12 protein-coding genes are annotated in these 19393 nt (G+C 68.4%); 8 read left to right on the forward strand and 4 right to left on the reverse strand.

The window, feature by feature from the left end; genetic code table 11:
* Nucleotides 1–69: 69 nt before the first annotated feature.
* Nucleotides 70–3198 (forward strand): TonB-dependent receptor domain-containing protein, encoded by a 3129-nt coding sequence (locus VGU00_RS10300; RefSeq protein WP_327468148.1) that lies wholly within the window; start codon nucleotides 70–72, stop codon nucleotides 3196–3198.
* A 56-nt stretch (nucleotides 3199–3254) separates the two neighbouring features.
* Here VGU00_RS10300 and VGU00_RS10305 read toward each other — a convergent pair whose 3' ends face one another.
* Nucleotides 3255–4349, reverse strand: coding sequence for a TIGR03032 family protein (locus VGU00_RS10305; RefSeq protein ID WP_327468150.1), 1095 nt, complete (start codon nucleotides 4347–4349; stop codon nucleotides 3255–3257).
* A gap of 269 nt (nucleotides 4350–4618) precedes the next feature.
* On the opposite strand from VGU00_RS10305, the gene VGU00_RS10310 reads away from it, so the two are divergent.
* Genes VGU00_RS10310 through trxA form a run of 7 tightly spaced genes read left to right on the forward strand, consistent with a single transcriptional unit; the run spans nucleotide 4619 to nucleotide 15910 of the window.
* Nucleotides 4619–6982, forward strand: coding sequence for a PAS domain-containing sensor histidine kinase (locus VGU00_RS10310; RefSeq protein WP_327468152.1), 2364 nt, complete (start codon nucleotides 4619–4621; stop codon nucleotides 6980–6982).
* Nucleotides 6979–7431: a tRNA (adenosine(37)-N6)-threonylcarbamoyltransferase complex ATPase subunit type 1 TsaE gene (tsaE, locus tag VGU00_RS10315; RefSeq protein WP_327468154.1), complete on the forward strand. Its 453-nt coding sequence runs from the start codon at nucleotides 6979–6981 to the stop codon at nucleotides 7429–7431. Before VGU00_RS10310 ends, tsaE begins: the two co-directional genes overlap by 4 nt.
* On the forward strand, nucleotides 7428–8399 hold the full coding sequence (locus VGU00_RS10320) for an aminoglycoside phosphotransferase family protein (RefSeq protein WP_327468257.1): 972 nt from the start codon (nucleotides 7428–7430) through the stop codon (nucleotides 8397–8399). The genes tsaE and VGU00_RS10320 overlap by 4 nt, the downstream gene beginning before the upstream one ends.
* Nucleotides 8396–9115: a nucleotidyltransferase family protein gene (locus VGU00_RS10325; RefSeq protein ID WP_327468156.1), complete on the forward strand. Its 720-nt coding sequence runs from the start codon at nucleotides 8396–8398 to the stop codon at nucleotides 9113–9115. The genes VGU00_RS10320 and VGU00_RS10325 overlap by 4 nt, the downstream gene beginning before the upstream one ends.
* Nucleotides 9108–12089 (forward strand): double-strand break repair protein AddB, encoded by a 2982-nt coding sequence (gene addB / locus VGU00_RS10330; RefSeq protein ID WP_327468158.1) that lies wholly within the window; start codon nucleotides 9108–9110, stop codon nucleotides 12087–12089. Before VGU00_RS10325 ends, addB begins: the two co-directional genes overlap by 8 nt.
* Nucleotides 12086–15556, forward strand: a complete 3471-nt coding sequence (addA, locus tag VGU00_RS10335; RefSeq protein ID WP_327468160.1) for a double-strand break repair helicase AddA — start codon at nucleotides 12086–12088, stop codon at nucleotides 15554–15556. Before addB ends, addA begins: the two co-directional genes overlap by 4 nt.
* A 33-nt stretch (nucleotides 15557–15589) precedes the next feature.
* Entirely contained in the window at nucleotides 15590–15910 is a 321-nt protein-coding gene (trxA, locus tag VGU00_RS10340; RefSeq protein ID WP_062176521.1) for a thioredoxin TrxA, read from the forward strand.
* 39 nt (nucleotides 15911–15949) lie between these two features.
* On the opposite strand, the gene VGU00_RS10345 is transcribed toward trxA, so the two are convergent.
* The 3 genes from VGU00_RS10345 to VGU00_RS10355 all read right to left on the reverse strand — a co-directional run bounded on the left by VGU00_RS10345 (nucleotide 15950) and on the right by VGU00_RS10355 (nucleotide 19382).
* The gene (locus tag VGU00_RS10345) at nucleotides 15950–16561 is read right to left on the reverse strand and encodes a glutathione S-transferase (protein WP_327468165.1); all 612 of its coding nucleotides are present in this window, start codon (nucleotides 16559–16561) and stop codon (nucleotides 15950–15952) included.
* Nucleotides 16562–16565: 4 nt separating this feature from the next.
* Complete coding sequence (gene argJ, locus VGU00_RS10350; RefSeq protein ID WP_327468167.1) at nucleotides 16566–17792, reverse strand: bifunctional glutamate N-acetyltransferase/amino-acid acetyltransferase ArgJ; 1227 nt, start codon at nucleotides 17790–17792, stop codon at nucleotides 16566–16568.
* Between the two features lie 156 nt (nucleotides 17793–17948).
* A complete protein-coding gene (locus VGU00_RS10355; protein ID WP_327468259.1) occupies nucleotides 17949–19382 on the reverse strand; it encodes an aldehyde dehydrogenase family protein in 1434 nt (477 codons plus the stop codon).
* Nucleotides 19383–19393 lie beyond the last annotated feature (11 nt).

Genomic DNA, 19393 nt, shown 5'->3' on the forward strand with positions numbered 1-19393 from the left:
TCTTACCGCCTCCCCTTAGGATTTGTGCCTGATGGGGAGGCGACTCCCCGCAAGACCGGGGAGTTGTTCATGAAATTCTTTGCGAAAGCCGCGCTGGGCGGCTGCGTTTCGTCTATCGCCCTGTGCGTTTCGGGTGCCGCGCTGGCGCAGGAAGCCGCCGCTCCGCCCGAAAGCATCGCATCGTCGGAAGGCGCCGAAGCCACCGGCGAAAGCGCGATCATCGTGACCGGTTCGCGCATCTCGCGCCCCAATTTCGACACCGTCGAGCCGTCGGTCGTGATCAATTCCGACCAGATCGAGTCGCGCGGCTTCGAAACCCTCGGCCAGGCGCTGAACGAATTGCCGGCCTTCGGCGTTCCGGGAAGCAGCCCCGTGGGTGCCCAGTCGAGCTTCGGCCCCGGGCAAAGCTTCGTCAACTTCCTCGGGCTCGGTTCGGAGCGTACGCTGACGCTGGTCAACGGCCGCCGCTTCGTCGGTTCGAACACCGCATCGATCTTTGGCCCGACCGGGCAGGGCGGTAACCAGGTCGACCTCAACGTCATCCCGACCAAGCTGATCGACCGCGTCGAAACCATCGTCATCGGCGGTGCGCCGATCTATGGGTCGGACGCCATCGCGGGCACCGTCAACGTGATCCTGAAGCGTGATTATGAGGGCGTCGAGCTCGACGGCCAATATGGCGTCTCGAGCCGCGGCGACGCGACCAACTATCGCTTCCGCGCCCTCGCCGGCAAGAATTTCCTCGACGGCCGCGCGAACGTCACGATCGCGGGCGAATATAACAAGGGCGAAGGCCTGCTGCAGACGGCGCGCCCGCGCCTGTACGACGGGGGCTTTTTCGGCGCGCCGAACGATCCCGATTCGCCGTACGACAATGTGATCTTCCGCGACCGCCGCATCCCGACGATCTCCGAATTCGGCATCCCGACGATCTTCGACTTCATCCCGGTCAGCCAGGGCCAGCAGGCCGGGCTCGGCTTCCCGCAGGGGGGCTTCGTCGATGCGCAGGGCCGCGCGCTGCGTTTCGATGCGACGGGTAACCTGATCCCGATCGATTTCGGTACCTCGTTCGGTCCGCTCGACGAAAACGGCAACCCGCTTTCGTTCGATACCAGCGCGTCGGGCGGCAACGGCTTCAGCCTCGTCCCGCTTTCGAACCTGCTGACCGATACCGAACGTTACAGCGGCAACATCCTGCTGAGCTTCAATCTCACCGACAATGTCCGCCTGTTCGGTGAAGGCTGGTACAGCCGCAGCCGCGGGGTCAACCTGCGCGACCAGCCCGAATATAACAGTTATTTGTTCGGCTATGCGGGCGATCCGGCCGGTGCGATCATCATGAGCACCGACAACCCGTTCCTGACGCCGCAGGCGCGCGCGATCATTCAGGCGCAGGCCGACGGCGACACCTTCCTGCTGCAGCGCGCCAACACCGACGTGATTTCGGGCCGCGCCACCGGCAACGTCGAAATCCAGCGTTACGTCCTCGGCATCGATGGCAGCTTCAAGGGCCTCGGCGGCCGCGACTGGACCTTTGAAATCGTCGGAAACTACGGTCGGTCCAAGACGACCGGCAAGGTTCCGGCGATCGCCACCCAGAATTTCTTCAACGCCGTCGACGCGGTCGATGAAGGCCTGTTCAACGGCGGTCCCGCGAACGGCAACATCATCTGCCGCCCGGGCGCGGTGAATTCGGGGGCCGAGACGATCAGTTCGACTTGCGCTCCGCTCAACCTGTTCGGCATGCAGACGTCGCAGGCGGCGCGCGACTATGTCACCGCGATCACCCGCCCCGTGTCGGTCAACAAGCAGAAGATATTCACGGCTTCGCTGTCCGGCCCGCTGTTCGCGCTGCCCGGCGGCGATTTCTCCTTCGCGCTCGGTTACGAGCACCGGGCGGAATCGCAGGACTTCGATCCGGGCGCATTCAACCGCGGCGGCGACGATCCCGATCCGCTGACCGACGCCGACGGCGACGGCGATCCCACCAACGACCGGGTGCCTTTCGGCCAGTCGGTGATCATCCAGCCGCTGAAGGGCAAATATAACACCGACGAAGTCTTCGGCGAACTTCGCGCCGCGCTCGTCGGCCCGGCCAACAATGTGCCGGCGATCTACTCGCTCGAATTGCAGGGCGCCGCGCGCTATGTCGACCATTCGACGGCTGGCGGCGACCTGACCTGGACGGTCGGCGGCAGCTGGCAGCCGATCCGCGACATCACGATCCGCGGCAACTACACTCGCGCGATCCGCGCACCCTTCATCACCGAAGCGTTCAACCCGTCGAGCAGCTTCTTCGATTTTGCCGACGATCCGTGCGACGCGCCGCTGCAGGACGAAGGTCCGAATCCGGCCACCCGCGCCGCCAACTGCGCGGCCGATGGCATCCCGGCGAACTTCAGCGCAACGTCGGACGACGCAAGCTTCCTTCAGGCCGTCGTGGGCAACCCCAACCTGAAGAACGAAAAATCGAGCGCATGGACCGTCGGTGCCGTGTTGCGCCCGAGCTTCATCCCGCGCCTGTCGCTGTCGATCGACTATGTCGATATCAAGGTGAAGGACGTCATTACGCAGCTCGCCGCGAACGACATCGTCGCGAACTGCTATGACTCGGACGATTTCCCGAATTCGGAATTCTGCGACCGCTTCACGCGCGATGCCACGAACCAGCTCGACTTCATTTCGACCGGTTATTTCAACGCGGCCGAACTGCGGTACAAGGGCATCCTGGCGGCGCTCGACTGGCGCACCAGCACGCCGTTCCTCGGCGCCGATTCGAATATCGGGGTGAATGCGAGCTACCAGTATCTCGACACGCTGACCTCGCGTGCCGACGCAAATTCGGCGCCGGCGACCAACGATGGCGAGATCGGATATTCGCGGCATCAGGCGGTCGCGACGATCGACTATAACAACAAGGGCTTCAGCACCTTCCTGCAGGCCAATTACATGGGCCCGGCGAAGTTCAATGCCGATGCCACGCCGACCTTCCAGAATCCGAACGGGGTCGGCAGCTTCATCTATTTCAATACGGGCATGACCTACCGGATCGACAAGAGCTTCAGCATCCGCTTCGTGGTCGACAATCTGTTCGACCGGAAGCCGCCGTTCCCGTCGCCGACCGGCGGCGGCACGATCACCTATTTCCCGGGTGTGCTGGGCCGCTATTTCCGCGTCGGGGCCAGCGTCGGCTTCTGATCGGGGGCCATCGGGCAAAGGGGGCCGCGCCGGAAACGGCGCGGCCTTTTTTGCTGTCAGGCTTCGTCGCCGATGCTGACGGCGCCGATCATTTCGACCGTCGCAGGACCCACCGTCATGGGATTTCGGACGCCGGGAAGAACCGCGACGTCGAACATCTCGGTGAAGCGACCGCCCAGCAGGATCGAATGGGCGATGCGGCCGCTGCGCGTGTCGACGACCAATATGCCGCACCGCGCCTCTGCCTCGCGTTCTTCGAGCCCGGTCTGGATGGCCAGATCCCGGAACCGGCCTTCGCGCGCCAGCGAGACGGTGACGATGGCATAGTTGCCGGAGAAAGCGAGGCCGCGCAGGAAGCCGGGGCAAAAGGCGATATCTTCGCACCGTCCGCTGTCGATATCGGCCCGCACGATCTGGCCGCGTCCCGAATCGAGCAGCCACAACGCGCCGTCGTGCACGCGCGGGCTGTGGGGCATCGTCAGCCCGCGTACCGCCGTTTCGCCGCTCGCAACGTCCATGACGACACCGCCGCCCGCGCGCTCGGCACGCCAGCCGTCCTTTTCGTCGGACATGCCCGCCATCGTGACAAAGCGCGCACGCCCGCCGTCCATGGCGAGGCCGTTGAGGTGGCAGCGGTCCTCGGGTTTGAGGGCGGAAATGAACGGAGGACGCCAGACCGGCCGGAAACTGTGCACCGGGTCGATCGTTGCGAGGCAGGAATAGCGCGAATTGACGAAGATGATCCGGTCGTCGGCATCGAGAGCCAGCTCGTGCGTATCGACATAGCCCACGGTGTGCGCGGTGCGCGGCACGAGCGCCATGTCGAAGGCATTATTGGCATAATGCCCGGGACGGAGCATGTTTTCGAGCCGCCAGATCTGGAACATCGACCCGACCAGCAACCGCCCGCGGTCGTAGCAGAGGCCCGTCGCGCGCGCATAATTCTGCTGGTCGAAGGACAGGCGCATGTCGGGTCCCACGCCGGCGACGATCAACTGGCCCGTTTGATAGGAGGTGAAGGCGAGCGAAAGGCGCTGGGCGAGCATCCAGTCGGCCAGCCCGGCCGAGATCGAGATCGGGGCATCGCCCGGATCATGGGCAAGCGGGTCGGCAATCGCGGCGGCCAGCGCCGACAGCTTCTCGTCCTGCACTCATCCTCCTCGGTTGGTTCGCGCGGGTCCTGTGCGGCGGCGGGCGCGTCCTGCCCTTCTCGCCTACGCTACCCCTGCGGCCGCTGCAAAAGGATTATCGGAGCGGCGCCTGGGCGCGCGACTGCGACAGGGCGCGCGCGCCGAACGGTCGATACCCTTGCCCTCGACGTCGAACGATTGAAACAATTGGGGACAGTCGATAGTGGCAGCGATATGCTGTCCAGCAATCGCCCATGTTTTGGTCCCTGTTTTCGAGCGTCGCCGGCGGAATGGCCCTGATGCAATCGTCGGGGGCATTGTTCGCGCTCGGATTGTTCGCGGCGCTCTGGCTGCTCGCCGGATTATGGGCGGTCGGACGCGGGATCGCGATGCAGCGGCGCTCGGCGTTCGTCGCGGGGCAGGCCGAGCGGCTCGCGAGCTTGGTCGAGGCCTCGCCGCAGCTGCCGGTGATCGTGCGCGCCGACTGGCGGATCGAGGCGAGCGAACGGCTCGGCCGCTGGCTGGGGCTCGAGCGCGGACCGCGGAATTTCGACGAGCTGCGCGGGATCGGCAGCGGACTCGACGCCGACGCGCATGATGCGTTGCGGCAGGCGATCCTCGGCGCGCAGCGCGGCGCGAAGCCCTTTGTGTTGAGCCTGAAGCCCGAGGCGAGCCGGCGCACGATCATCGTCCATGGCGCCGCGGCACCGCAGGCGGTCGGCGGACCGGGCAGCGTGCTGCTCTGGCTGAGCGATGCGACCGAGGGGCAGCAGGCGTTGGCGCATGCGCGGCAGGAACGCGACGAGGCGATGGCGGCGTTCGAAGCGCTGTCGGGGCTGATCGAGGCGGCGCCCTTTCCGATGTGGTTCCGCGATACCGACCTGCACCTTGCGCTGGTCAACGGCGCCTATGTCCGCGCGGTCGAGGCGAAGGGCCCCGCGGCGGTGATCGATGGCGGGATCGAATTGTGCGAAACCGTGGCGGGCGTCAGCGCCGCCGAAGCCGCCGAGGCGGCGCGCGCGGCGGGCACGGCGCAGGTCCGCACCATTCCGGTAACGATCGAGGGCGAGCGGCGGATCATGCGCGTCGTCGACGTCCCGCTGGCACCCAAGGGCGGCCGCGTGATCGGGATCGCCGGCTATGCGATCGACATCCAGGAACTCGAAACCGAGCGCGGCGCGCACCGCCGTTTCGTCGATACGCAGCGTGAATTGCTCGACCGTATGTCGGCGGCGGTCGTGCAGTTCGGCCCCGACCAGAGCCTCGTCTTTGCCAACCAGCCGTTCCGCCGGTTGTTCGACCTGTCGCCCGAAGATGTGTCGGAGGCGCGGCCTTTCGCGCGGCTGCTCGACGCCTGGCGCGAGCGCGGGCGGACCCCCGAAGTGCGCAACTATCCCGAATGGCGGCAGGTGCATGTCGACTGGTTCGCGCAGCCGGGCGCGAGCGAGGAGGACTGGCTGCTGCGCGATGGTACGCACCTGCATGTCGTCGCGCAGCCGACCCCCGACGGCGGGCTGTTGCTGATCGCCGAGGACCGGACCGAGCAGGTACAGCTGGCGGGCGCGCGCGACACGTTGCTGCGCGTGCGCACCGCCACCTTCGACAATCTGTTCGAGGCGATCGCGGTGTTCGCGCCCGACGGGCGGCTGCATCTGTGGAACCAGCGGTTCCGCCGCCTGTGGGGCATCGACGAACCGACGCTGGCGGCGCATCCGCGCGTCGATGCGCTGATGGGCGGGCTCGCCGACCGGCTGGTCAAGCCGAACCAGATCAGCATCGTGCAGGAAGTCATCCGCGCCGCGACGCTGGAACGGCAGCAGCGCGGCGGCGAAATCGGTTTCGCCGACGGCCGCTATTTCGATTTCGCGTCGATCCCGCTGCCCGACGGCAACGCGCTGCTGATCATGCTCGACATCACGCCGAGCCGGAAGATGGAAGGTGCGCTGCGCGAACGCAACGAGGCGCTGGAGGCGGCGGACAAGGTCAAGACCGCCTTCCTGTCGCGGATGAGTTACGAACTGCGCACGCCGCTGACGTCGATCGGCGGCTTCGGCGAGATGTTGCAGGCGGGTTATGCCGGCAAGCTCGGAGACCAGCAGCGCGTCTATGTCGATGCGATCATGGATTCGGTCGCGGTATTGTCGCGCCAGATCGACAATGTGCTCGACCTTGCGCAGGGCGAGGCGGGGACGCTCGCGATCGAACGCACGCCGGTCGATATCCGCGCGCTGCTCGAAAGCGCGCTCGCCGATGCGAAGCCGATCGCGACGAGCGAGAAGGTCGAACTCGTCGGCAATATCGCCGCCGACCTGGGACGCATCGAGGGCGACGCGCCGCGGTTGTCGCGGCTGGTCGCGGGGCTGCTCGACAATGCGGTGCGTTTTACCGCGCCGTCGCGCAAATCGGGCGGGCGCGTGCTGCTGCACGCCGATGGCGACGCGCGCGGGGTCGATATCATCGTGTCCGACAATGGCCCCGGCATGCCCGACGCGGTCGTCGCGGTGACGCGCGGCACGCAGGCGGGGACGCAAAGCGGCGGCATCGGCCTCGCGCTGGCGCGCCAGCTTGTTGCCGCGCACGGCGGGACGATGGAAGTGGTGAGCGAGCAGGGGCAGGGGACGCTGGTGCGGATCAGCCTGCCGCGCGGCGCATGACCGGTTTTTCGGTGCGCTACGACCTGGCGGCGGCCGAGCGGATCGGCGCGGCGATCGGCGCGGCGCTGGCGCCCGGCGATGTGGTCCTGCTGTCGGGCGACCTCGGCGCGGGCAAGACGACGCTGGCGCGCGCGATGCTGAAGGCGCGCGGGCTGGCGGGCGAGGCGCCGAGCCCGACCTTTGCGATCGTCCAGCCCTATGCGCCGCCCGAGGTCGACCTGCCCATCGCGCATGTCGACCTCTATCGCATCGAGGCGCCCGACGAGCTGATCGAACTGGGGCTCGACGATTATCTGTACGACGGCGCGTTGCTGATCGAATGGCCCGAACGGCTGGGCGATGACGGCTGGCCCGCCGCCCTGAACCTCCGGATTTCGGGAGAGGGCGACGCACGCGTCTTGACAGCCGATGTGCCGGCGGCTTGGGGAGCACGATGGCCGCTTCGATGATTCCGCCCGCCCACGCGCCCGCTTTCCTTGCCGCGCATGGCTGGGGCGACGCCCGGATTTTGCCTCTGGCGGGGGACGCGTCCTTCCGCCGCTATTTCCGTGTCGTCGACGGCGCCCGGCAGGCGGTGCTGATGGATGCGCCGCCGCCGCACGAAGACCCGCGCCCGTTCATCGCGGTCGCCGAATATCTGTGCGAACAGGGGCTCAATGCGCCGACGATCCTTGCCCGCGATCTGGAGCAGGGGCTGTTGCTGATCGAGGATTTCGGCGACGTGCGGCTGCGCGAAACGGTCGACGAAGCGCTGCACGAGGAGGCGGACCATTATGCGGGCGTGACCGACCTGCTCGTCCACCTCCATGCGCGCGCGCCGATGGACGGGCTGCCGGTCCACGGGATCGAGCAATGGCTCGACGAGGTCATGCTGTTCACCGACTGGTATTGCCCGGCGTTCGATATCGCGGTCGACCGCGATGCGTTCCGCGCGGCGTGGGAAGCGGCGTTGATGCCCGTCGAGAAGGACGGCCTGCCGCGCGTTACCGTGCTGCGCGATTTCCACGCCGAGAATATCATGCTGGTCGCGGGGCAGGGCGGCATCGCGCATTATGGCCTGCTCGATTTCCAGGACGCGCTGGTCGGGCACCCGGCCTATGACCTCGCCTCGGTGCTCGAGGATGCGCGCCGCGACGTGAGCCCGGGGGTCGAGGCGGCGATGCTCGCGCGGTACCAGGCGGCGACCGGGCGGGATATCGAGCGCGCCTATTGGGCATTGGCGGCGCAGCGCAACACGCGCATCCTGGGCGTGTTCGTCCGCCTGTGGAAACGCGACAACAAGCCGCATTACAAGAGTTTCCAGCCGCGCATGTGGGGGCTGCTCGAACGCGACCTTGCGCATCCGGCGCTTGTCCCCGTCCGGCAATGGTTCGACGCCAATATCCCGCTCGAGAAACGGGCAGAGGCTTGGCTGTGAGTGCGAAGATCGAGAGCGCCATGGTGATGGCGGCGGGCATCGGCAAGCGGATGCGTCCGCTTACGGCGACGCGGCCGAAACCGCTGGTGCGCGTCGCGGGCAAGGCGCTGATCGACCACAGCCTCGACCGGATCGAGGCGGCGGGCATCGGGCATGTCGTCGTCAACGTCCATTATCTGGCCGATGCACTCGAAGCGCATCTGGCGGCGCAGAAACGCAGCTTCAGCATCGCGATTTCGGACGAGCGCGACCGGCTGCTCGAAACCGGCGGCGGGATGGTCAAGGCGCTGCCGCAGCTTCGCGGCGACCCGATCCTGATCGTCAACAGCGACAATATCTGGACCGACGGGCCCGAAGACAGCATCCGCCACCTTGCACGCCACTGGGACGGCGGGAAGATGGACGCGCTGTTGCTGCTGATCCGGCAGGCCAGCGCGAGCGGGCATGGCGGCAAGGGCGATTTCCATATGGACCCGGCGGGCCGGCTGACGCGGCGCAAGCAGGGGCGCGTCGCGCCTTTCGTCTATACGGGCATCCAGCTCATATCGCCGCGCCTGCTGGGCGGCGCGCCCGAGGGCGCGTTTTCGACCAACATATTGTGGGACCGCGCGATCGCGGCGGGGCGGCTCTATGGCCTGTCGCACATGGGGCAATGGTTCGACGTCGGCACCCCGGCGAGCATCGCGCCGACCGAAGCCGCGCTGACGGATGGCTGACGCAAAGCCCACCGTCTTTTCCATTCCCGTCCAGCGGGCTTTCGCCGACGCCCTCGTCGCCGGGTTGATCGATCGTCATGCCGATGGCGCGCTGGGGCTGGCGCAGGGACTGATCCTGCTGCCGAGCAACCGGGCGCGCAGCGCGGTGCAGGCGGCGTTCGTGCGAGCCGGCGGGGCGGGGCTGCTGATGCCGCGGCTGGTCGTGATCGGCGACGCCGACCTCGATGAATCGGTTGCCCTTGCGCTCGACCCGATCGACGAAAGCGAGGCCATCCCGCCCGCGATCGACCCGCTGAAGCGGCGACTGATGCTGGCGGCGCTGATCGAGAAACAGGATGTTCCGGGCGAACCGCCGATCGCCGGCGCCGCGGCGTTCCAGCTTGCCGACGGGCTGGGGCGCGTGATCGACCAGCTGCATTATGAGGAGGTCTCGCCGGCGCGGCTCGCCGATATCGAAAGCGCGCTCGGCGAGCTTGCGGGGCATTGGCAGGCGTCGTGGCGGCGGCTGTCGTTGCTCGTCGACCAATGGCCCGGGATGCTCGCGGCGACGGGGCATATCGACCGCGCCGATCGCCGCAATCGCCTGCTGGACCGGGTGACGCGAGGCTGGCGCCTTGCCCCCCCCGCGCGCTTCGTCGTCGCGGCGGGGGTCACGACCGCCGCGCCCGCGATCGCGCGGCTGCTGCGTACCGTCGCCGATATGGAGCAAGGCATCGTCGTGCTGCCGGGGCTCGACCTCGGCATGGCGGACGAGGAGTGGGACACGCTGGGGCCGGCCAGGCCCGATCCCGACCAGCCGGGCGAACGCCCGCTGGAAACGCACCCGCAATATCATCTGAAGCTGCTGCTCGGCCGCATGGGCGTATCGCGGGGCGAAGTGCTGCCATGGGATGCCACGTCGGCGTTCGACGGGCCCGATGCACGGATGGCTTTCGTATCGCTGCTCTTCGCACCCGCCGACTACACCGCGCAGTGGCAGGCCGCCGGCGACCTGTCGGCGGCGACCGCCGGCATATCGGGCGCGGTGTTCGCCGACGACGGGCAGGAGGCACAGGGGATCGCCCTGCTCATGCGCGAGGCGATCGAAACGCCGGGCAAGACCGCGGCGCTGGTCACGCCCGACCGCGGGCTTGCCGAGCGCGTCGCGGCGGCGCTCGCGCGCTGGGGAATTTCTGTCGACGACAGCGCGGGGCAGCCCCTGTCGCGAACCCCTCCCGGGGCCCTGCTGTTGCTGCTTGCCGAACTGGCGGCGTCGTTCGATCCCGTCGCGCTCGTCGCGTTGCTGGGGCACCCGCTGGTGCGCAAGGGCGACGGGCGGACTCCATGGCTCGACCAGCTTCGGCGGCTCGACCTGACCCTCCGCGAGCCGGGCCTGCTGCCCGGCTGGGCCGGGGTGAGCGCGCGCATCGCCGCGCGCGCCGCGGACCAGAGGGCGCGTGGGCATGGCCGCGCCGCCGAATTGCAGCCCTGGTGGGACGATGTTTCGGGGGCGATGGCCGCGGCGCTTGCCCCGTTCTCCGGACCGGCGCCGCCCGCGATCCTGCTGGAGGCGCTGCAACAGGCGGCCGAATGGCTGACCGGCGATGCGGTCTGGGCGGGACCGGCGGGGCGGATGCTGTCGGACCTGTTCGACCAGTGGGCGCTCGCGCGCAGCGATGGGCCGGCGCTCGTCGATCCCGCCGATTTCCCCGAGATGCTCGGCCAATTGCTGGCGCAGGCGAGCGTGCGGCCGCCCTATGGCGGCCATCCGCGCCTGTTCATCTGGGGATTGCTCGAGGCGCGGCTGCAGCGCGCCGACCTGATGATTCTCGGCGGGCTCGACGAGGGACGCTGGCCCGCGGCGGCCCAGCCCGACCCCTGGCTCGCGCCCGGCATTCGCCGCCTGCTTCGCCTGCCCGCGTCCGAGCGGCAGCAGGGGATGGCGGCGCATGATTTCGCGAGCGCGCTCGCCGCGCGTGAGATCGTCGTCACGCGCGCACAGCGCAGCGGCGGCGATCCGGCCGTCGCGTCGCGCTTCTGGCTGCGGCTCGAGGCGCTCGCGGGCGACATGCCCGAGCCGGCGCCGGGCGGCGTGGCGCTGACGCGGCTCGCCGCCGAACTCGACGTGCCGCCGGGGGGCGCGCAGCCAGCGGGCCGCCCCGCGCCGCGCCCGCCGGCCGCGGACCGGCCGCGCAAGATCAGCGTCACGGCGGTCGACCGGCTCGCGCGCGATCCCTTTGGCTATTATGCGGGCCAGATGCTCGGCCTGTCGGCGCTCGATCCATTGAGCGCCGCGCCCGATCCGCGCTGGCGCGGGACGCGCGTGCATCGATTGTTCGAAGATTGGGTCCGGGACGGCGCGACGCGCGAGGGGTTCGAGGCCGCGCTGGCGGCGCTCGATTCGGACCCGGCGCTCGATCCGATCGCGCGCGCTTTCTGGTTGCCGCGGATCGAGCCCGCGCTGCGCTGGGCGGCGGCACAGATTTGGGATCGTGATGACCGGAGGCCGGTGGGCGTCGAGGTCAGGGGCGAATATGTCGTCGGGGGGCTGACGCTGCATGGCAAGGCCGACCGGATCGACCGCGACGGCGAGGGGCGGCTGGCGATCGTCGATTACAAATCGGGCGGCGCGCCGAGCGCGAAGGCGGCGTTCGACAAGCTCGACAACCAGCTCGGCCTGCTCGGCCTGATCGCGCGCGAAGGCGGGATGACGGACATCGGCGCGGCGCCGGTCGATGCGCTTGAATATTGGAGCCTGCGGCCCGATCGCCGCGCCGGCGGCGCGGGGAAAATATCGAACAGCTATGGATCGCGCAGCGATTTGAAGAATGCCGAGATTGCGATCGATCATGCCGCCGACGCGCTGTCCGAGCTGGCGGCGCTTTACCTGTTCGGCGACGCGCCCTTCGGTCCCGGCGACGGCGCCGGCCATGGCGATTATGACCAGTTGATGCGCCGCGACGAATGGTTCGGACGCGGCGAGGAGGAGGCATGAGCAAGCCGTCCGGCCTCGCGACGCTCGACCCGCGGCAGGGCGCCGCGGCCGATCCCGAAAGCCATGTCTGGCTCGGCGCGTCGGCGGGGACGGGCAAGACGCAGGTACTGTCGGCGCGCGTGCTGCGGCTGATGCTCGACGGCGTTTCGCCCGAGGCGATCCTGTGCATCACCTTTACCAAGGCCGGCGCCGCGGAAATGGCGCACCGCATCCACGAGCGGCTCGCGGCATGGGTCCGGATGAGCGACGGCGACCTGCGGCTCGACCTCCTTGCGCTCGGGCTCGCGTGGGACCGGCCGGGTTTGATGGCGCGCGCGCGATCGCTGTTCGCGACCGTGATTGACAGCCCCGGCGGGGCGATCCGCGTGCAGACGATCCACGCCTTTTGCCAGACGCTGCTCGCGAGTTTCCCGCTCGAGGCGAAGTTGCTGCCGGGTTTTCGCGCGATCGAAGAAGATGAGGCGGCCGCGCTCCAGCGGCAAGTGCTGGGCCATCTGCTCGAAGAGGGCGAAGACCGCAGGGCGCTGCGCGAGGCCGCCGCGATGCTGTCGCAGCGGCTGGGGCAGGAGGCGGCGCTGTCCTTCCTGTCCGGCTGCGCCGCCATATTCGGCGGGCCGCATGCGGCGCTGCCGCCGTCGGCACACGACCTGCGCGCGGCGTTCGACCTGCCGGGGGGCGACCCCGATGCGTGGATCGCCGGCGAACTCGCGGCGGGGGCCGTCGGCGAAGAGGATGTCAGGGCGGTCGCGACCAGCGGGGCCAATTGGGGCACCAAAACCGGGCTCGCGTGCAACGATGTGATGATCGGCTGGCTGATCGCCGACCCGGCCGGGCGGGCCGCGATGCTCGGCGAAATGCTCGGTTGCTTCCTGACCGGCAAGGGCGACATGCGCGCCGATTTCGCGGGCGAGAAGGGCAAGATGACCGATTGCCTGGGCAGCGCGGTGCGGATCGTCGAGGCCGTGCAGGTCCTGCTCGGCACGGCCACCGCGATGCATGTTGCCGACGATTTGGCGGCGGCGTGGAGGCTCGGGAGCCGCTTCGCCGAGGGATATGCGCTCGCCAAGCGCGAGCAGGGGCTCGCCGATTTCGACGACCTGATCACGCTCGCCGGATCGTTGCTGCGCGTTGGCAGCTTCGGCGAATGGGTGCGCTTCAAGCTAGACCAGCGAACCGACCATATCCTCGTCGACGAGGCGCAGGACACCAACATGCGCCAGTGGGGCATCGTCCTGTCGCTGGCGCAGGAATTTTTTGCGGGGATTGGCGCGAAGGAAGACCGGATTCGCACGCTGTTCACCGTCGGCGATCGCAAGCAGGCGATCTTCGGCTTTCAGGGGACCGAGCCCAAGGCCTTTGCGACCGCGCGCGACATGTTCCATGCGATGGGCGAGATCGGCGGGCAGCCGTTCCGGCAGGTCGACCTCGTTTCCAACTATCGCTCGACCCCGGCGGTGCTGTCGGTGGTCGATGCCTGGCTGGCGGCCGGCGGCGCCACCGCGATGGGCCTCGACGGCGAGGAGCCGCCGCACCGGCCTTTCCGTGAAGCGCACGCCGGGCAGGTCGAACTGTGGCAGCCGCTGCCGGTCGGCAAGGCGCTCGACGCGGCAGCCGAAGAGGATAGCGGCGAAGGCGAGAGCGACACGGGCGCGCCCGCGTCCGACCCCGCATCGATGCGGCTGGCGAAGGCGATCGCGGGCGAGGTGCAGGACTGGATCGCGAACGGCAAGGACGGGCGCCCCGTCGCGCCGGGCGATGTCATGATCCTCGTGCGACGGCGCCGCGACCTCGCGGCGCGGATCGTCGCGCGGTTGCAGGCACTGCACGTCCCGGTCGCGGGCGTCGATCGCTTCGCGCTGACGCAGCCATTGGCGGTGCAGGACCTGATCGCGGCGATGCGCTTTGCGGTGCAGCCGCTCGACGATCTCAACCTCGCGTCGCTGCTCGTGTCGCCGCTGATCGGCTGGACGCAAGACGCGCTTTACGCGCACACCCATAAGCGCGGGCGGGCGGCGCTGTGGGAGCATTTGCGCGCGAGTGAGGACGATGCGACGGCGGCGGCGATGGCGGCGCTGCGGCACCTGCTTGGCATGGCCGACTTCACGACGCCATTCCGTTTTCTCGAGACGATCCTGTCGGGGCCGATAGACGGGCGGCGCAAGCTTTATGCGCGGTTGGGGCGCGAGGCGCGCGACCCGATCGACGAGCTTCTCAACCAGGCGCTGGCGTTCGAGAGCCGCGAGACGGTGTCGCTGCTCGGCTTCCTGACGCAGGTGTCGGCGAGCGCGGCCGATATCAAGCGCCAGACCGAAGCGCGCAGCGACGTCGTGCGCGTGATGACGGTGCACGGGTCGAAGGGCCTGCAGGCGCCGATCGTGATCCTCGCCGACGCGACCGACGACGCCGCGATCGGGCACCGGCCGTTCAGCGTCGATGTCGCGGCGTGGGAGAAGCTGCCCGTCTTTGCGCTCCCCGCCGACGAACGGCACGGGAAACTCGCCGAGGCGCACGCGGCGGCGGCGCGGGCGGCGGCCGAGGAGCATTGGCGGCTCTTCTATGTCGCGATGACGCGCGCCGAGGAAATCCTTGTCGTCGCGGGGGTGACGAAGAAGGCCGACCGTTCCATCTCCGAGGAAAGCTGGCACGCGGCCGTCGAGACCGCGCTGACGGGGATGGGCCGCGACTGGGAAGCGGCGGGGCCGATGTGGGGCCAGCGGCGCGTCCATCGCGCCAATGCGGGCAAATGGGCCCGCAAGGAAAAAGCGGCGAAGGTCGCGGCGCCGGCCTTGGCGCTTCCCGCCTGGGCGGCGAAACCCGCGCCGGATGAGGCGCGCCCGCCGCGCCCGCTCGCGCCGTCGGCGCTGGGCGAGGACGATGTCGCATCGCCGCCGCAAGGGGGCGAGCGCCCGGCGGCGGTCGAGCGTGGTCTGTTGCTTCATGCGCTGTTCGAACGGTTGCCGCCGGTCGCGCCGGCACGGCGGCGTATCGCTGCCGAACATTGGCTGGCGGTGCAGGCGGCACCGCTCGCCCCCGATGCGCGCGCGGCGATGGTCGACGAGGTGCTGGGCATAATCGAAGACCCCGCATACGCGGCGTTGTTCGGGCCGGGGTCGCTGGCCGAAGTGCCGCTGTCGGCGGTGGTCGACGGCGCGGTCGTCGCCGGGATCGTCGACCGGCTGCTGGTGACGGACGATGCGGTGACGGTGGTCGATTACAAGACCGGGCGGCATGTGCCCGCGCGCGCCGCGGATGTCGCACCCGCCTATTTGCGCCAGATGGCGGCGTATCGGGGCGCGCTCGCGGCGATCTTTCCGGGGCGGCGGGTCGAGGCGGCCTTGCTCTATACCGCGGCGGCGCGGCTGATCCCGCTCGACGGCGCGTTGCTTGACGCGCACAAGCCGGGCTTGCTCGCAACCAAGGCGAATTTGCCGGGTTCAACCCTTGAGCCGGACGCCCCGACGCCCTAGTTTGGGGGCAACGATATTTCAGGAGTCCAAGATATGGGTACCAAGGCAATCAGCGACGACAGCTTCCAGGCCGACGTCCTAGACAGCGACACCCCCGTGCTCGTCGATTTCTGGGCCGAATGGTGCGGCCCGTGCAAGATGATCGGCCCGTCGCTCGAGGAAATCGCCGACGAACTCGGCGAAAAGGTCGTGATCGCGAAGCTGAACATCGACGATCATCCGAACGCCCCCGCCAAATATGGCGTGCGCGGCATCCCGACGATGATCCTGTTCAAGAATGGCGAGATCGCCGACACCAAGGTCGGCGCGGCGCCGAAGAGCGCGCTCAAGGGCTGGCTCGAAGGCGCGCTGTAAAAGAATGAAGGGCCCCGGCGAAAACCGGGGCCTTTGTTATCAGGTCAGCGCTATCATCACCTGTTCGGCATAGCCGGGCCGCGTCCTGATCCGGGCGTACCAATCCTCGACATAGGGGAGCGCCGGCCGCTCGATATCCAGCGAGAAATAGGTGTGGGCATAAACGCCCATCGGGATATCGCCGATGCCGAAATCGGGCCCCGACAGCCAGGTCGACTGCGCCAGCGCGGCGTCGAGCACCAACATTCGTTTCGCACAGCGTTCGGCCGAGGCGGCAATCGCCGCCGGATCGCGCTGATCTGCCGCCTTGCGAACCAGATGCACGAATGCGTCGCGCTGCGCTTCGGCATAGTCGATCTGCCAGTCCATCCATTTGTCGGCGATCGCGCGCACTGCGGGATCGGCCGGCCAATATCGCGCGCCGCCATGTTTCGCGGCAAGATAGCGGAGGATCGCGTTCGATTCCCACAGGATGACGCCGTCGTCCTCGATCGTCGGGATCAGCGCATTGGGGTTCTTCGCCAGATAGGCGGCGTCCATCCCGAACTGCCCGCCGACGTCGTGGCGTTCGAAGGGCAGGGCGAGTTCGACCGCGAACCACGCGACCTTTTTGACATTGTGCGAGTTGAGGCGGCCCCAGATGGTGAGCATCGACTCAGCTCCGGTAATCGGCGTTGATGCTGATGTAGCCGTGCGTGAGGTCGCAGGTCCACACCGTCGCGTGGCCGTCGCCGAGGCCGAGGTCGGCGCCGACGCGGATGTCCTGTCCCTTGAGGTGCGCCGCGACAGGCGCCTCGTCATAGCCGTCGACGGGCAGGCCGTCCCTTGCCACCCAATGGTCGCCGAAGCGGATCGCGAGCCGGTCGCGGTCGGCGGGTTCGCCCGCCTTGCCCACCGCCATTACGACGCGGCCCCAATTGGCGTCCTCGCCCGCGATCGCGGTCTTCACGAGCGGCGAGTTGGCGATGGCGAGCGCGACGCGCTTTGCGCTGTCGTCGCTGGTCGCGCCGGTCACCTGGATCTCGATGAATTTCGATGCGCCTTCGCCGTCGCGCACCACCTGATGCGCAAGATCGAGCGCGACGTCGCGGATCGCCGCGTACAGCGCGTCGGCGCCCGGATCGTCGCGGGTGGTGAGCGTGGCGTTGCCCGCCTGTCCGGTCGCGAAGAGCAGCACCGTGTCGCTGGTCGAGGTGTCGCTGTCGACGGTGATGCTGTTGAAGCTGCCGCCGGTCGCCTCGCTCAGCATGTCCTGCAGCAGCGTGGGCGCGACCGCGGCGTCGGTGAAGATATAGCCGAGCATCGTCGCCATGTCGGGGGCGATCATGCCCGATCCCTTGACCACGCCGGCGACGCGGACGGTCGTGCCGGCGAGGATCGCGCTGGCGGCCGATCCCTTGGCGAAGGTGTCGGTCGTGCCGATCGTTTCGGCGACGGCTTCCCATGAGCAGGGCTCGGCGGTCAGCGCAGCTTCGACGCCCGCGCGCGCCTTGTCCTTGGGGAGCGGCACGCCGATCACGCCGGTCGAGCTGACGAAGACTTCGCTTTGTTCGCAGCCGAGGTGGTCCGCGACCTGTTCCATGATCTGTTCGACCGCCTCGCGGCCGCGATAGCCGGTGAAGGCGTTGCTGTTGCCCGCATTGACGATCAACGCGCGGCCGATACCGCCCTTGACCTGTTCGCGGCCGAGCTCGACTTCGGACGAGCAGCAGACATTGCGCGTGAAGACGCCCGCGACCGTCGTGCCGGGCGCCAGCTCGACATAGGTGAGGTCGCAGCGGTCCCAAGTCTTGTACTGCGCGCGTGCGACGCGGCGCGTGACCCCGGCGATGTCGGGGAGGGCCGGAAAGGAGTCGGGGGCGAGCGGTGAGCGGGTGGTCATGCGAGCGCGCATAATCGCTATCGGCCCAAAGCAAAACCCCTCCCGCTTGCGGGAGGGGTAGTGAGACTTGCGAGCTTGCTCGCTAGTCGCAGCGGGGAGGGGTTGCGACGCAACAGGCCCTCCCCCGACCCCTCCCGCAAGCGGGAGGGGAGATTGTCAGGCCGGAATGCCGCTGATCGACTTCACTTCCATGAAATCCTTGAGGCCGAACACGCCGCCTTCGCGGCCGTTGCCCGATGCTTTGTAACCGCCGAACGCCGCGCCCGGGCCGGGGCCCCATGCGTTGACCGCGACCATGCCGGCGCGCAGCTTCGGCGCCACATCGGCCGCCTTGGCCGGGTCGCCCGAGATCACGGCCGAGAGGCCATATTCGGTGTCGTTGGCGATATCGACGGCCTCGTCGAGGTCGCCATAGGCCATGATCGTCGCGACGGGGCCGAAGATTTCCTCGTTCGCGATCCGCATGTCGCGCGTGACGCCCGAGAAGACCGTCGGCTTGATATAATAGCCGCGGTTGACGTTCGAGGGCAGGCCGGTGCCGCCGGTTTCGAGCGTCGCGCCCTCGTCGATCGCCGACTGGATCAGGCCCTGGATCTTGTCGAACTGCGCCTTGTTGACGACGGGGCCGATGTGGCCGCCTTCGGCCTGCGGGTCGCCGACCTGCGTGCCGTCGAACATCGCCTTGATGACGCCGACCGCTTCGGCCTCGCGGTCCTTCTGGACGAGGATGCGCGTCGGGGCGATGCAGCTCTGGCCGGTGTTGACGAGCACGCCCTGCACCGTCGGGGGCAGCACGGCCGCGAAATCGGCGTCGGGCAGGACGATGTTCGGCGACTTGCCGCCCAGTTCCTGATGGACGCGCTTGACCGTGTCGGCCGCCGCCTTGGCGACGAGGATGCCGGCGCGGGTCGAGCCGGTGAAGCTGACCATTTCGATGCCGGGGTGCGCGCTGATCGCGTTGCCGACGGTCGGGCCGTCACCCTGCACGAGGTTGAACACGCCGGCGGGGACGCCAGCGGCCTCGAGGATTTCGGCGAAGATCACCGCGTTGCCGGGGCATTCTTCCGACGGCTTCAGCACCATCGTGTTGCCGGCGGCGAGCGCCGGGGCGACCTTGAGGGCGATCTGGTTGAGCGGCCAGTTCCACGGCGTGATCATGCCGACGACGCCGATCGGTTCGTAGGCGATCATGCCCGCGGCATATTTTTCAGTGAAGCTGAAGTCCTTCAGCGCGGCGATCGTGCCGAGGAAGCCGCCGATGCCGGCGCCGACCTGCGCGGTGCCCGCGAAGCTGACGGGGGCGCCCATTTCCGAGGCCATCGATTTGGCGAGGTCGGGGGCGCGCTTCTTATATTCCTCGACGATGCGGCCCAGGAGGTCGAGGCGTTCTTCGCGCGTGGTTTGCGAGAAGCTCTTGAAGGCCTCCTTCGCCGCGGCGACGGCGTCGTCGACGTCGGCGGCGGTGCCGAGCACGACGGTCGATGCCGCTTCTTCGGTCGCGGGGTTGATCACGTCGTGGAGCTTGCCGCCCTTGCTGTCGACCCAGCGGCCGCCGATGTAATTCTGTTTGAGGTGCGTTTCGGTGCTCATCATCTGTCTCC

The sequence above is a fragment of the Sphingopyxis sp. genome (assembly GCF_035944815.1).
Taxonomy (GTDB): domain Bacteria; phylum Pseudomonadota; class Alphaproteobacteria; order Sphingomonadales; family Sphingomonadaceae; genus Sphingopyxis.

Bases quoted from the DNA above. Each gene is read 5' to 3' on its own strand.
- VGU00_RS10300 (WP_327468148.1), top strand. From the start codon at position 70: ATGAAATTCTTTGCGAAAGCCGCGCTGGGCGGCTGCGTTTCGTCTATC.
- VGU00_RS10310 (WP_327468152.1), top strand. From the start codon at position 4,619: ATGGCCCTGATGCAATCGTCGGGGGCATTGTTCGCGCTCGGATTGTTC.
- tsaE (WP_327468154.1), top strand. From the start codon at position 6,979: ATGACCGGTTTTTCGGTGCGCTACGACCTGGCGGCGGCCGAGCGGATC.
- VGU00_RS10320 (WP_327468257.1), top strand. From the start codon at position 7,428: ATGATTCCGCCCGCCCACGCGCCCGCTTTCCTTGCCGCGCATGGCTGG.
- addB (WP_327468158.1), top strand. From the start codon at position 9,108: ATGGCTGACGCAAAGCCCACCGTCTTTTCCATTCCCGTCCAGCGGGCT.
- addA (WP_327468160.1), top strand. From the start codon at position 12,086: ATGAGCAAGCCGTCCGGCCTCGCGACGCTCGACCCGCGGCAGGGCGCC.
- trxA (WP_062176521.1), top strand. From the start codon at position 15,590: ATGGGTACCAAGGCAATCAGCGACGACAGCTTCCAGGCCGACGTCCTA.
- VGU00_RS10345 (WP_327468165.1), bottom strand. From the start codon at position 16,561: ATGCTCACCATCTGGGGCCGCCTCAACTCGCACAATGTCAAAAAGGTC.
- argJ (WP_327468167.1), bottom strand. From the start codon at position 17,792: ATGACCACCCGCTCACCGCTCGCCCCCGACTCCTTTCCGGCCCTCCCC.
- VGU00_RS10355 (WP_327468259.1), bottom strand. From the start codon at position 19,382: ATGAGCACCGAAACGCACCTCAAACAGAATTACATCGGCGGCCGCTGG.